The organism is uncultured Jatrophihabitans sp., from assembly GCF_964244045.1.
Lineage (GTDB): Bacteria > Actinomycetota > Actinomycetes > Mycobacteriales > Jatrophihabitantaceae > Jatrophihabitans.
Genome location: NZ_CAXTHK010000012.1, coordinates 13,759 through 26,805 on the forward strand (window position 1 = coordinate 13,759; position 13,047 = coordinate 26,805).

At 67.7% G+C, this 13,047-nt stretch carries 15 protein-coding genes and 2 pseudogenes; 11 read left to right on the top strand and 6 right to left on the bottom strand.

Features of this window, described 5'->3' with window-relative positions:
• Positions 1-85: 85 nt before the first annotated feature.
• Both ACFFC4_RS10880 and ACFFC4_RS10885 read right to left on the bottom strand, forming a co-directional pair.
• Positions 86-1,024 carry an HNH endonuclease gene (locus ACFFC4_RS10880; protein ID WP_375500682.1) on the bottom strand — a complete coding sequence of 313 codons (939 nt, stop codon included), beginning with the start codon at positions 1,022-1,024 and terminating at the stop codon, positions 86-88.
• A gap of 425 nt (positions 1,025-1,449) precedes the next feature.
• Positions 1,450-1,644 (bottom strand): hypothetical protein, encoded by a 195-nt coding sequence (locus ACFFC4_RS10885; protein ID WP_375500684.1) that lies wholly within the window; start codon positions 1,642-1,644, stop codon positions 1,450-1,452.
• A gap of 14 nt (positions 1,645-1,658) precedes the next feature.
• On the opposite strand from ACFFC4_RS10885, the gene ACFFC4_RS10890 reads away from it, so the two are divergent.
• Both ACFFC4_RS10890 and ACFFC4_RS10895 read left to right on the top strand, forming a co-directional pair.
• Positions 1,659-2,012: a hypothetical protein gene (locus tag ACFFC4_RS10890; RefSeq protein ID WP_375500686.1), complete on the top strand. Its 354-nt coding sequence runs from the start codon at positions 1,659-1,661 to the stop codon at positions 2,010-2,012.
• Positions 2,013-2,239: 227 nt separating this feature from the next.
• Positions 2,240-2,782 (top strand): annotated as a pseudogene (locus ACFFC4_RS10895) (transposase); the annotation flags it as partial.
• A 126-nt stretch (positions 2,783-2,908) separates the two neighbouring features.
• Here ACFFC4_RS10895 and ACFFC4_RS10900 read toward each other — a convergent pair.
• A pseudogene (locus tag ACFFC4_RS10900) lies at positions 2,909-3,214 on the bottom strand (acyl-CoA thioesterase domain-containing protein); the annotation flags it as partial.
• Positions 3,215-3,261: 47 nt separating this feature from the next.
• Complete coding sequence (locus tag ACFFC4_RS10905) at positions 3,262-3,774, bottom strand: zinc-binding dehydrogenase (RefSeq protein WP_375500688.1); 513 nt, start codon at positions 3,772-3,774, stop codon at positions 3,262-3,264.
• A gap of 43 nt (positions 3,775-3,817) precedes the next feature.
• Between ACFFC4_RS10905 and ACFFC4_RS10910 the strand changes: the two genes are divergently transcribed.
• The 3 genes from ACFFC4_RS10910 to ACFFC4_RS10920 are packed head-to-tail and all read left to right on the top strand — an operon-like array spanning position 3,818 to position 7,583.
• Entirely contained in the window at positions 3,818-5,128 is a 1,311-nt protein-coding gene (locus ACFFC4_RS10910) for a CoA transferase (protein ID WP_375500690.1), read from the top strand.
• Positions 5,122-6,537: an amidohydrolase family protein gene (locus tag ACFFC4_RS10915; RefSeq protein ID WP_375500692.1), complete on the top strand. Its 1,416-nt coding sequence runs from the start codon at positions 5,122-5,124 to the stop codon at positions 6,535-6,537. Before ACFFC4_RS10910 ends, ACFFC4_RS10915 begins: the two co-directional genes overlap by 7 nt.
• The gene (locus ACFFC4_RS10920) at positions 6,525-7,583 is read left to right on the top strand and encodes an enoyl-CoA hydratase/isomerase family protein (RefSeq protein ID WP_375500694.1); all 1,059 of its coding nucleotides are present in this window, start codon (positions 6,525-6,527) and stop codon (positions 7,581-7,583) included. The genes ACFFC4_RS10915 and ACFFC4_RS10920 overlap by 13 nt, the downstream gene beginning before the upstream one ends.
• 11 nt (positions 7,584-7,594) lie before the next feature.
• On the opposite strand, the gene ACFFC4_RS10925 is transcribed toward ACFFC4_RS10920, so the two are convergent.
• Positions 7,595-8,329: a WS/DGAT domain-containing protein gene (locus tag ACFFC4_RS10925; protein WP_375500696.1), complete on the bottom strand. Its 735-nt coding sequence runs from the start codon at positions 8,327-8,329 to the stop codon at positions 7,595-7,597.
• Positions 8,330-8,332: 3 nt separating this feature from the next.
• Between ACFFC4_RS10925 and ACFFC4_RS10930 the strand changes: the two genes are divergently transcribed.
• The 6 genes from ACFFC4_RS10930 (at position 8,333) to ACFFC4_RS10955 (ending at position 11,784) form a co-directional block, all read left to right on the top strand.
• Positions 8,333-8,986 carry a phosphotransferase family protein gene (locus ACFFC4_RS10930; protein ID WP_375500698.1) on the top strand — a complete coding sequence of 218 codons (654 nt, stop codon included), beginning with the start codon at positions 8,333-8,335 and terminating at the stop codon, positions 8,984-8,986.
• A gap of 4 nt (positions 8,987-8,990) precedes the next feature.
• Entirely contained in the window at positions 8,991-9,251 is a 261-nt protein-coding gene (locus tag ACFFC4_RS10935; RefSeq protein ID WP_375500700.1) for a hypothetical protein, read from the top strand.
• Between the two features lie 18 nt (positions 9,252-9,269).
• Positions 9,270-9,713, top strand: coding sequence for a hypothetical protein (locus ACFFC4_RS10940; RefSeq protein ID WP_375500702.1), 444 nt, complete (start codon positions 9,270-9,272; stop codon positions 9,711-9,713).
• A 20-nt stretch (positions 9,714-9,733) separates the two neighbouring features.
• Complete coding sequence (locus tag ACFFC4_RS10945; protein ID WP_375500704.1) at positions 9,734-10,783, top strand: hypothetical protein; 1,050 nt, start codon at positions 9,734-9,736, stop codon at positions 10,781-10,783.
• A gap of 109 nt (positions 10,784-10,892) precedes the next feature.
• On the top strand, positions 10,893-11,039 hold the full coding sequence (locus tag ACFFC4_RS10950; protein WP_375500706.1) for a hypothetical protein: 147 nt from the start codon (positions 10,893-10,895) through the stop codon (positions 11,037-11,039).
• A gap of 517 nt (positions 11,040-11,556) precedes the next feature.
• On the top strand, positions 11,557-11,784 hold the full coding sequence (locus ACFFC4_RS10955; RefSeq protein ID WP_375500707.1) for a hypothetical protein: 228 nt from the start codon (positions 11,557-11,559) through the stop codon (positions 11,782-11,784).
• A 150-nt stretch (positions 11,785-11,934) separates the two neighbouring features.
• Here ACFFC4_RS10955 and ACFFC4_RS10960 read toward each other — a convergent pair whose 3' ends face one another.
• Entirely contained in the window at positions 11,935-13,026 is a 1,092-nt protein-coding gene (locus tag ACFFC4_RS10960) for a HoxN/HupN/NixA family nickel/cobalt transporter (protein ID WP_375500865.1), read from the bottom strand.
• Between the last annotated feature and the right edge of the window lie 21 nt (positions 13,027-13,047).

A 13,047-nucleotide genomic window follows, 5' to 3' on the forward strand; every position in this document is an offset into this window, starting at 1 on the left:
GGCGGAGCCGACGTCGAGGTCGGTGGGGCCGGCCGAGGTACTGCCTCAGCGACATGTGCTGTAGATGCAGGCTGGGATCTGCAGCTCAATCCTGCAAGAAGACCTCGTCGAGATGCCATTCAAGGAACTCGCGAGCTGGACGATCGAGTCGGCGTGATGGGATCGCGACGGGTTCTCTCGATTTCGCACGCCGGTAGAACTCCTCGCCGTTGCCGAACTCGCCGCGCAGCCGTGGGCTCACGACCAGGCTGTAGTTCGGTGCGACTCCGAGGTATCCCGCGTCGAAGAGCGTGTGGACATCGGACCGGAGCAAGAGCCCATTGTCGACTCGGTGCTCCCCACCCTTGGTGAGCGGTCGGATATGCGCGGCCTGCAACACTGGCCGGATCTTGTCGCCCGTGATGGCGCACCGATGCGAGTAGACGCCGCGAACAACGCCCTGGAAGGCGCGTTGCCCGAGTCGTGTCGTTGCCAGGCGTGGGTCACCGAACGCAGGCCCTGGGCGGTGCCAACCTTCGGCGGTGTCGACTTCAAGCGATACGCCGACCAACCGGGGGAACAGCAGGTCGAAGTAGGGCGCGACGTTCGGGTCTGCAGACGAATAGGTCTTGCTCTGGACGACGGAGGGCGCGAAATCGGACGGCGGCGCAGCCGGCTCGTCGAAAAAGGAGACGTCGCGGATGAAGACGCAGCCAATCTTCGGGTCATCGTGCGGCGCGAGTGGCGCCCGGCGGTACCGGCCCACGCGCGCCCGCATCTCGTCAAGCGTCGAAGCGCCGTTGGCATCACCATAGATTTGCCAGGCCTCGGAGATCGTCAGAGGCGCGAAGCCGCTGAAGAACCCGCCGCCGACGATCTTGTTGTCAGGGTGGTGGGTCTCGAAGAAGAACGGTTCGCCGATGGATAGGGCGCGAAACGCGCGGTCGCCGGCAGGGCGCCAGAAGTTCACCTCGTCGGCGCGCGCTGCGGTCAGGTGACGTACCCAGTCCGCATCGGTGACACCTACGTACGCCCGCACAGGCATGCGCTGATGTCGCTGCTGGCGATCAACGGGCTGCGGATCTCTGAGGCTCTGGACTCGGACATCCACGCCCTCGGCACCGAGCGCGGGCATCGTACCCTGACGGTCGTTCGCAAGGGCGGCAAGATCGTCACCATCCCGCTCGCACCGCGCAAACGCCCTCCGTGCCCGTGCACGAGTACCGGATCGTCACACCGGACGAATGCGAGCGGCTGTACCGGGCAATGCCCTCGGGCAGTGCCCGGCTGTTCATCGGCGTCGCCATAGGTTCCGGGCTTCGCTGGGGTGAGCTCACCGAGCTGAGGCCAGGCGACCTGCACATGCCGTCCGGGATCGTGACCGTCTCCCGGGCAGTGTCTGAGATCAAACTTGATTTCCACCCCGACGGGGAGCGCTTCCTGATCAAGCCCTATCCGAAGAGCAAACGATCACGTCGCTTCAAACTCGACCCCGATCTGGTGTCCGCGATTGCCGCTCACGTCGCCCACCACCAGATCGGACCGCATGAGCTCCTGTTCGGCTTTGAGACGTTCGCTTCGCGAGCGGCGAACAGACGGCAGCACATGTCGGTCGGCGAGCTTGGCATGACCCCACCCAACGACGCCGGCCGCCGCTACGCCCACGGCAGCATGTCCAAGTGCTCAACCACATGCTGGTCGAGTCCGCCGGGTCGGTGGGGCGGATGCACGGCACGAACTACCTCGCCCTCCAGCACGCCCGCCTCACCAAGCGGCGCGGGATGGGCCGGGCCCAAGTGGCGGTTGCGCACTCGATCCTGGTCGCGGCCTACTGGGTGCTCAAACGCGACGAGCCCTACCGCGACCTCGGCCCGGACTGGCACGTCCGGCGCGACGCCGAAGCCCACACCCGCCGCCTGGTCACCCAGCTCGAACGCCTCGGTCACACCGTCGCCCTCGACACCCCGGCAGCGCCACCGGCCGCCGGACCCGCTGGACACGAACGACCGTCGGGCTACGCCCGACGGCGCTGACGCGCGCGCTCCAATCACCTATCCACGGGTCTGTGTCATGTCTCGGGGTCGGCTGTCGAGCTGTCGACGCCTTGTTTCGGGCTGGCTCGTCGGCGGGAATGTGCGGCTGGGCTGGGTGATGAGGTCGACGGGCGACGTAGCCGAATGGCCTTCTGGTCCCTGGTGTCGGGGGATTCGGACTAGTTGCGTTGTGGCAGGGCCAGACCCCAGGGTTTCGGCCGCGATTGGTCACGCTGGCCGGCGAGGGGGACATCCTCGGGCTCAAGGCCTGTCTCGGTGGTGAGGGTGCGAAGTTCTGAATGGCGGTGCTCACCGGGTTTTCGAACCGCGCTGTTACGACGCGTGCGTCTTGCCTGCGACGGCAACAAAAGGATTACCTGAGGTCGTGTCGACCGTGTGGGCGCAAGTGATCGTGCAGAACTGCATCGTCCATCTGGTCCTCAATCGTTCCGGCTCACCGGCCGGCGGTACTGGGACGAGATCAAGCGGGACGAGCCGTTCCACTCCGCCGTCAACGCCACCGCCGCCAGGGCGGCGTTCGACGAGCTGGCCGAGAAATGGGTCCCACTACCCGCCCGTGATTCGGCTCTGCGACAACGCGTGGGCGGAGTTCATCCCCGTTTCTGAACTATGACGTCGAGAACTTCACCGCCGTCTGTTCCACGAACGCGATCGAGTTCTTGAACGCCCGGTATCGGCGGGCGATCAAGGCCCGCGGCCACTTCCCGAACGAGCAGGCCGGGTTGAAGTGCCTGTACCCGGTCACCCGGCATGCGGTTCGGGTTGACACCCTGCTTCGTGTTGGCTAAACCCAACAACGACAGTGCCGCCCGCTGGTCTGGCGCCAGCGGTACCGAGTGTTCACGGCGCCCGTCGACCTGCGCCAGCGTAATGGTCACGTCGGCCGCAGGCTCGCCACGTTGGAGAACCTGGATGTGGAACGTCAGCGAGCTGGTTCCGAGACGCAGCAGCGAAACATCGAAATCAGCCGGTCCGACGAACAGCTCGCGGCCGAAGTCGCTCGTAACGTTGACGACGCCGAGATCCCGCGGCTCAAGCAGACCCGTGCACGTGGTTGCCAACGCACGCTGCCACGCCTCGGCGGTGTATTCGAGCGCGAGGTAGAACGGAACGTGGTCGGAGGTGGGTGTGCTGCCGTCGTCGGCCCGCGAGTGGGCGAGGCTCAACCGGAAACGAAGCATGCGTCAGACGCAATCGCTGCGGTCAGTGCGAGCTGTTGCGGGCGGGCTCAGCGGGTTGCCGATGGCGAGATCAACACCTTGCCGAACGTGTTTGGTCGCCTGAGCTCGTGCACGATGTCGGGCAGTTCATCGAGAGAGACCCTGTGCGTGATGAGCGGGTAGGGCATGAGTGTGCCGTCGGCCAATCGGGCGAGGGTGTGCTCGAAGCCGGTCAGGGTAGTGAAGTTGGGGAAGACGATCGACACCTCCTTGAGCAGCGGCACCAGCCGATGAAAAGTTTCTGGTTCAGCGTGCAGCCCGGCCAGCACGATCCGCCCCCGCGCGGCGATCACGTCGGTACTTGCCGCCAGCAGGCCTGCGGCACCGGCGACCTCGATCACGACGTCGGGCAAACGCCCCCACTGGCCGCGGGCCGCTGACTTGAGGTCGGTGCTCCGGGGTTTCAGCGCCGTTCGCGGTCCGACATGAGGCCCTAGCCGCTCCTCGACCCGATCCTTACTAGTCACACTGATATCCCGGCGTCGGGTTGGTGGCCCGGGCGGCGGTGGCGGGACGCGCATCTAGGGTGGACGTTCGTAGCTGCACCGCAAGCGGAGGAGGGTCGTGGACCACCTGTCGGCGGTGCACATCGCGTGCGGTCAGGGCGATCGACCGGATTCTGCGCCGCCCGGATTGCTCGAGGTGCTGGCGCGAGACCTCGGCGTCCGCATCAGTGATGCGCCGCCGGTCAGTACGACCTGCAGCGTCGTGCAGTCTGCGCGGTGGGGTGTCGCATCGTTGTCCGGCGCGGGCGACGGACCGCCAGCGCTGCCCGAGGCGCCGGTGGCGACCCGTATCTCCTGGGTCATCGCAACGCTCGCACACCTCACCGGCAACCTCGGCGCGCGAGTCGACGTGGACCCGGCGGAATTGCTGTCGGCCAGGGCCCGCGAGGCGGGATGGACGCGCAGGGGCGCTGTCTCAGTGAACGGATCGGCGCGGCTGATCCCGTCGGTCGGCGGTTGGCTTGCGGTGAACCTGGCCCGCGCGGAGGACCGGGAGGTCCTGCCTGCCGTTCTCGGGGCACCGGTCCCGTCCGCCGCGGAATGGGCAGCGCTGTCGGAATGGACAGCGTCCCGACCCGGTGACGTCGTCGTCGATGCGCTTCAGCAGGTCGGAGTTCCGGCAGCCGTCCTCGGTGCGGAGGCGGGCAGCGAAGCTCTGCGCGTCATACCTGTCGGCACCTCCCAGGCGTCGGGTCGCCGCGAGTCGCCTTTGGTCGTCGACTTCTCTGCCATGTGGGCCGGTCCGTTGGCGGCTCACCTGCTGCACCGGACAGGGGCTCGGGTGACCACCGTCGAGGACCCGGCCCGGCCCGACGGCGCACGCGGTGGGCCGGCGCAGTTCTATTGCGAACTGCACCGCGGCCACGAGCTGCACGCCGTGGATCTGCGCAGCGGGTCCGGGCGGGCGGACCTTGCCCGGTTGGTCGACTCGGCCGACATCGTGATCGAGGCGAGCCGACCGCGGGCGCTGCGGGGGCTTGGTCTGCATGCCGAGCAGTTCCTGGCCGCGCGGCCGGGCCGGACCTGGCTGTCCATCACCGGGTACGGCCGGCAGGCCTACGACGGCCTGCGGGTCGCGTTCGGTGATGACGCTGCCGTGGCCGGCGGACTGGTGGCGCGCGGCCCCGACGGTGCGCCGGTGTTTGTGGGCGACGCGATCGCCGACCCGCTGACGGGGCTGTGGGCGGCGACGGCAGCGGCCGCGTCGTGGACGGCGGGCGGGGGCCGGCTGCTCGACGTCTCGATGGCCGGGGTGGCGAGCGAGGTGTCGGCAGCGACAGGCGGGCCCCGACATACCCACCACCTACGTCGAGACGGCGCCGGATGCTGGTGGGTGTCCCACGAGGACGAGGACCCGGTGCGGTGCTGATCGTCGACGCCGAGGTCGCAGGGATGCCCGGGTTGTCGGTCCGTACCGGAGGCGGACGCGTCGCCGAGGTCGGCCGCGATCTGTCCCGATTCCCGGGCGAGGAGGTCCTCGATGCCCGCGGCGGGGCGGTGATACCCGGGCTGCACGACCACCACGTCCACCTGCGCAGCGCGGTCGCGGCGGCATCGTCGGTCGCGCTCGACCCGCTCGCGCTGAGCGAGCAGGGCGGGCTCGCTCCGGCTCTGCGCGCGGCAGCGCGACAGCTGGCGACGGGGGAGTGGTTACGGGGGGTCGGCATCTCGGGCCCATGGGCCGAGACGCTCGACCGTTGGGACCTCGACGCGGTTGTCGACGACCGGCCGGTGCGCGTGCAGCACCGCACCGGGGAACTCTGGGTGCTCAACTCCGCCGCGGTCCGTGAACTCGACGTCCAGCGCTGGACGGACGGAGGCGTCGAACGGACGCCCGACGGCACCGCAACCGGTCGGCTCTGGCGCCTCGATCACCGGCTGCGCGGTGCCGGTGCCGGTGCCGGTGCCGGTGTCGTGAACCGGACCGGGATGGGTGAGCTCAGCAGCCGGGCCCTGCGCCTGGGCATCACCGGGTTCACCGACGCCACCCCGGGCCTGACCGCCTCGGGTCTCGAGGACCTCGAGTCGCTCGAGGCGGACGGCTCGATCCGGCAACGGCTCACCGTCATGGCCGGGCCGGAACTGCCCCGGCTCGCTGCGAGCCGCGTGCGGCTCGGTCCGCAGAAGATCGTCCTCGACGACGCCTGCCTGCCGGGGGAGGACGAACTCGTCGGTACCGTCGCGCAGGCTCACCGACGGGCCGTTCCGGTCGCGATCCATTGCGTCACCGCGGCCCAACTCGTCGTCGCGGTGGCGGGCTTGAGATCGGCGGGAGGGCTGGCGGGGGATCGGATCGAGCATGCCGGCGTCGTTCCGCCCGGCTACGCCGACGAGCTCGCGGACCTGCGCGTCACCGTCGTCACCCAGCCGGGCTTCATCGCGGCTCGTGGCGAGGAGTACCTACGCGACGTGTCCGCCGGCGAGCAGCCGTGGCTCTACCCCTGCGCCTCCCTTCGTGCTGCCGGCGTGGCAGTGGCCGCGGGGTCGGATGCACCGTTCGGCCCGCTCAACCCCTGGGTCGCTATGCGGGCGGCAGTGTCCCGGCGCGCGGCTTCGGGCGCCGTCGTCGGGGCCGGCGAACGGGTGGACCCGGTGTCGGCCCTCGGGCTGTACCTGGGCCGTGCCGGTGCCCCGGGACACCAACGGCGAGTCGCGCCCGGCGAGCCCGGGGACCTGTGCGTGCTCCGACACCCGCTGACCGGTGTGCTGACCGACCTCGGCGCGCACCAGGTCGCGGCGGTCGTCGTGCGGGACGAGGTGCACACGTGGGAGCGCTGAGGCTGACGGGGTGTGAGCTGGCCGATGTCATGGCCGATCCCTCGGCCGCGGCCACACTGTCCGTGCACGGCGGGGTCACCCATCTCATCGTCGATGTGGACAGGCGCCTCGACGAGCGGGCTCTGCCCCGACCGCTCGGCGCGCCGGGACTCGCCCTCGCCTGCCCGGTGATCGCCGTTAGTCCGCCCGACCTCGTGGACTCGTGCGACTTCGCCGATGTGCTGCTCGCCGGCGACGGACCGGACAAACCTGACGCCGTCGAGGCCATCTCGCGGGTCATCGAGGCCAATCCCGTGGCCGCAGCCTCCTACGCCCTGCTGCTCCGGGGTACCGGTGAGAGCCTGGCGCGCGCAACGTCTGCCGACGCAGCACCGTCGGGGCTCGACCGAGCCGTACTCAGCGGTCTGGTCGCCGAGTCCACCTGCTACTCGATGCTGCAATCAGGTGCGGAGTTCGCGGCGTGGCGCGCAGGGCGACCTCCTCGCCTGGCCGAGGACGGCAACGAACGGATCAGGGTGAGTCGCGAGGACGACGTCCTGCACATCACCCTCGTTCGACCCGCACGGCGCAACGCCCTCGACAGCGCGATGCGTGACCAGCTCGCCGAGGCTTTCACCCTTGCGCTGCTCGATCCTGATCTGCGGGTCCGGCTCGACGGCGACGGACCGTCGTTCAGCGCGGGTGGCGACCTGGACGAATTCGGGTCACGACCCGACCCTGCGGGGGCGCACCTCACCCGGATGGCCCGCAGTACCGCGTGGCTCGCCCACCAGCTCGGTCCGCGACTCGAGGTATGCCTGCACGGTGCCTGCCTAGGTTCAGGCATCGAGATCCCGGCGTTCGCCGGGGCGGTGCTCGCCGCCGAGGACACCGTCATCGGACTGCCCGAGGTGTCCTTGGGCCTGATCCCTGGTGCCGGCGGCACCGTGAGCATCACCCGACGGATCGGGCGTCGCCGTACCGCCTTTCTCGGCCTCTCCGGCACGTCGATCGGTGTGGACACCGCGGTGGCCTGGGGCCTGGTGGACGCTCGGCAGCCGGCCTGACGCGGTGCGGCTCACCCGTCGGTCAGGGCCTTGAGCAGGGTCTCGTACTCGTCCCGCAGGCACGCCGCGTAGAACTCCGGATCGGGCATCTGATCCCGGTCGGCGGTGAAACAGATGGTGAAGTCGTCGACATAGCTGGCGACGCCGTTGATGAGCCCCATCCCGTCGACGACGGGGGCCATGCCCGAGGACAGCAGGCATTGAGCCCCGCAGAAGTACATGGGGGTGCGGGGGCCCGGCACGTTCGTGACGATCGTGTGGGCGCCGACGGAACGGCCGGTCGCGTTGATGAGCCGCATGACCGCGCGCTGAGCGGTACCGACCAACGCTCCAGGCAGCAGCTCGGTGGTCTCGACCAGGGTTTGGGCGTCGACGCCGTACTTCTTGGCCGCATCGGTCGCGGTGCGGATCGCGTCCAGGCGCTCACGCGGATCGGCGATGTCCGTGTTCAGCGAGATCATGGACATGGAGAAGCGGTTCCCGCCGCCGCCGGCACTCGTGGTGGTGTGCCCGTCCTTCTGCAGCTGGGTCGAGGTGGGTCGGACCGAGATCGGCATTATCGTGGTCAGGGACTCCCTCGGGAGCTCGCCCTTGTCCAGCAGGTAACGCCGTAGGGCGCCACCCACGACCGCGATCGCGATGTCATTCACCGAAGACCCGGGGATCTGACTCGGTGGCTGGTTGACGAGCGCAAGGTCGGAGAGCGCGTCGACAACCTCGAACTGCTCTCCGGTGGGTTCAGTCAACTCATGGTCGGGTTCGACCTACAGGATGCAAGCGGTGACGCACGGCGGCTGGTCCTGCGGGCCAGCCGACCAGCCGGTGAATCGATCACCGCGACCGATCGGGCTGCGGAGTGGGCAGTGATCACCATGCTCAGCGCCCGGGGTGATGTCCCGCTTCCGACGCCGGCGTGGTACGACCAGGGGCCCGCTCTCGGCGTTCCTTGTTTCGTCGTCGAACGTTTGGACGGCGTCACTGTGTCCCGCGCGCTGTCCGGATCCGATGTCGCCCATCGCCGGCCGGTGTCCGACAAGCTGTGCGATCTGATGGTGAATGTCCATTCGGTCCCCACCGAGGACCTACCCCCTCAGCTGGAACGGCCCACCGATTGGGATACGCACATCGACTCCCAAATCGACAAGTGGCGTCAGGTCGAACGAACCGGCGTCGAGCCCGACCCGTTCGTGCGACACCTCGCCAACTGGTTGGAGGACCACAAGCCGACCCCGGCCCCTCTCGGTCTGATCCACGGAGAAATCAACAACGACAACCTCATGCTCGGGCCGGACGGAACGCTCAGCGCGGTGGATTGGGAATTCGCCCGCATCGGGGACCCGCGAGGACCTCGGCTGGTACGGCACCGTATCGGCGGCGGTCCCACCAGATCTGACGGCCGATGACCCGATGGCCTTCTATGCGCGCTATCGAGCCGCTACCGGACTTGACGAATCGGTCATCAACCCGGCGACCGTTGGGTACTTCGGATTGCTCGCAACGGTCAACGTCTACAGCACGCTCGTCGGCGGCCCGACGGCAGTGGAAGCCGGACCGGATGCGCCAGTGCTCGCGGCCTACGTGTCCGCCGTACTCGCCAGGACGCACCTATCCCTGCGTGAGGCGATCCGCGGCCTCGATGCTGTCCTACCCTCGCCCACCCTGCGTTGAGCTCAGAGAGGAACAGCTGTGCTGACACGGCCCTCCGTCCCGGCAGTACTGGATCTGCTCAGCCACGCGGTGGCTCAGCCTGACGCCGGACAGGGTCACGACCTCGCTCTGGCCAGCCAACTGCTCGCTCTGACCGCAAGGCGCGTGCGACTCGAACCGGAGTTCGTCGCGCTCGAGATTCAGGCCTATGCCGAGGTTGGTGAGCTCGTTCTTGCCGAAGGACTTGACCAAGACGGTGTCGTGGCTGCTGTTCTGCACGACCTGCGAGATCACCTCGCAAGGCACTCAAGCCATCACTTCGACTCGCGTGGTTACGCCCTGGGCAGCGAGGTCTTGTGCCAGGCGATCGACGCAACGCATGGAACCACCGGTGACGCCGCGAACGCCACCGCCGCAGCGCTCGCGTTGCGCGAAGACCATCAGACACAGGTTGTCGGCGACTTCACCGTCGCCGGCCGCTGACACTTCCCTCTGGAGCTCCGATGACGACAACCTCCTACAGCCCCGCCCCATCCGCCTGGTCTGCCGGCCTGCCCGCCGACGCCGACTATTGCCTACTCGAACCCGACGACGTGCCGATGTTCAGTGAGAACTTCTGGTTCGTAGGTTACGACCACGCGAGCGGCGTCGGTCATTATCTTCACCTCGGCGCCGACCCACGGGATTTCTCGACATGGACCGAACAGCTGGTCATCGTCGTCGGCACCGAGCAGTTCTACTTTCATTGGGATCAAGGGACGGAACGCGCCCCGGACCGCGTAGCTGGACCCCGAATGGTATTGCAGAACATCGAGCCGTTTCGGACCTGGAAGCTCACCTACGACGGCCCCGCCGCGCCCTCGACACTGACCGAACTCAAAGCAGGACCGATCTCCAAGACCATCGACCAGACCGCAACGGTCTCCTTGGACCTTGACGTCGAGACAGTCGCGCCGACCTTCCTCGCCGCCGCAGGCGGCCAGCATGCGACTCCGCATGAGGGCCAGGCGTTCTCTTCCCACTATGAACAGATGTATCGGGTCAACGGCACCATCACCGTCGCCGGCCACACCCACGTCATCGGCGGCTTCGGGCTTCGCGACCACTCCCGTGGTCCCCGCGACCTCACCGGGTGGGGCACCCACGCCCTGTTCGGCGGCGCGTTCCCCAGCGGCCGAGCATTCGGCCTGTTCACCGTCGTCGGTCGCGACGGCACCGTCCGCCTCGAAGACGGCTACGTCTACGACGCCGGCACATATCGCCGAGCGATCAAGACCGAACACACGCCCCTGACCGACATCAACGCGACGCCCGGCGAGACGGTTCACGTCCGACTGCACCTCGACGACGGCGACATCGTGGAGATCACCGGCGAAACCATCACCGCAGCCCTACTGACATTTGAGGGCGCAGCGGACGGCGGCCCGGGAGTCGATCGCGCAAATCCCGAGGGCACAGTGCTGATGGAGGCATTCCCCAGATGGAACTGGGACGGCGAACTCGGCGGTGGGATTCTGGAGCGCACGGCCACCATCAAGACGCTCCGGCGCTGACCCATTGACAAGCCTCGAGCCACACTACGACCAGCCTCGGACGCTCAAACAAATACGCAACGAGATGAGATGGCATCGCGTGTGCCCAGCACTTGTCGCGCTGGGTTCCATGTTCGGCGCCCTCGCACCACCGATACCGCGTTACAGCCTTGATTCGCTGTGGGCGGACGACATCAAGCTGCATCGCGCCCGGTTGCAGTCGCAAACCGACCACAAAGTTCACCGTGCCGAGGGTTCCGGTTCGCCGTTCGGCTGAGGCCGACCCGGTCGCATGGGCTTTTGGGCATCTCATGACGCCGCCGTTGCGGAGTGCTGGGGGTTTGCTGCACAAAACCGGCTGAACTGCGCGGGCGCCGCAGGCCGAGCAGCCAATGGCCCGGCGTGACGACAACTGTCGGATAATTCGGCGGGCGCCATCTGGTGCCGAATCGTGACGACCTTTTTCTCGACGCATGGCTCGCTGTTCGACCTTTGTGCCAGCAAATTTCGGTCCTTTCTGATGGCGCCCTCGCCAAACTACAAACCTGCGCCACCGACTCCAGAGGGCAGGGTCGTGGCCGAAAGAGTGCCGACCCAAGACGCCCCTGTTCTTCTTTTTTAGTGAGGAGGACCGTCATTTGACGGTCATTTCTCGTGACCCAAAACGACCCAACGAACACCAAAACCCAGAGGACATCGCAATGGCCTAAACGCGCAGCTTCGCAGCACGAGTGCCGGCACATCGCGGTGGTACGCGACCTATTTCACCGCTGACGGGCGGCAGCGCAGCGGTGGTGGGTTCTCGACGAAGCGGTACGCCGAACGCGCGGCGATCAAGTTCGAGCAGCGGGCGGGAGGGCACGCTCGCCGATGCTTCGCGCGGCAAACTGACCTTCGCTGCGTACGTGGAGAAGTACTACTGGCCCGCGGTGCAGCACCTCGAGCCGACCACGCTGGCGGCCTACCGCTCGAACCTGGACAGCCACTTCCCGCGTGGACGCGTCGCCTCCCTGCGGTGCTGACCGAGCTGCCACCGGACAAGGCCGAGTACAAGGGACTGGCCCGCTACCGTGACGTCGCAGTGGCCTGGTTGGACCGGTGTGGGGGAACCGCGCGCGAAGCGTGACGAACCGTGCGTCGCCTGCCTCTGCTATTGGTTGCGGGCCTCGATGTCAGGCGGGCTCGACCTCCGGGGGCGGGGACTTCGTCCAGCGGTCCTCGACCTTGGCCGTGCGCCAGTAGGTGAGCGCGACGACCCAGGTGAGCACGAACAGGCCCACGATGACGAAGCCGACGTTGTTCAGGTTGATGCCGCTGATCCAGTCGGTCACCGGATCCTGCAACCCGATGTTGTCGTGCAGCACGGTGACCAGCTCGATGGAACCGATCAAGAACGCGACCGCGATGGAGAGTCCGGTGATCGAGATGTTGTAGTAGATCTTGCGGACGGGGTTCAGGAACGCCCAGTCGTAGGCGACGCTCATGAACAGGCCGTCGAGGGTGTCGAGCAGGCTCATCCCGCTGGCGAACAGCAGGGGCAGCACCATGATCGCGTACCAGGGCAGGCCGGCCGCGGCGCCGGAACCAGCGAGGACGAGCAGGGCCACCTCGGTGGCGGTGTCGAAACCCAGCCCGAACAGCAGGCCGATCGGGTACATCTGCCCGGGGCGCGTGATCGTCTTCGTCAACCCGCCCAGGAGCCGGTTCATGAGACCGCGGGCCTGCAGGTGTTCCTCCAGCTTCTCCTCGTCCAGCTCCCCGCTGCGCATGGCCCGAAAGACCCGGACGATGCCGGCCAGGGCGAACAGGTTCAGGATGGCGATGACGTACAGGAAGCTGCCGGACACCCCGGTGCTGATCAGGCCGAGCGTCTGGCCGGTGGTGTTGTCGTCGCTGCTCAAAGTGGTGACCGCGTGCGCGCCGACGGCGACGAGCGCAGCCATACCGGCCACGACCGACGAGTGACCCATGGCGAACCAGAACCCCACGGACTTGGGACGCTTGTTGTCGCCGCGCAGCTTTCGGGTGGTGTTGTCGATGGCCGCGATGTGATCGGCGTCGAAGGCGTGCCGCAGCCCGTAGGTGTAGGCCGTGATGCCCAGACCGACGCCGAAGACCTTGGTGCCGAGGTGGTAGTGAGCAGGCCCGACGACGCCGAACAGGATGCCGAACGCGACCGCGTGCATGGCCGCGATGACCCCGAGCAGCCCGGCGGCCTGCCACCAGTCGCGCCGCGTCCAGGTGGTGAGCATCGTGCGGAACATCCCGGACGTGGAGCCGGCCGT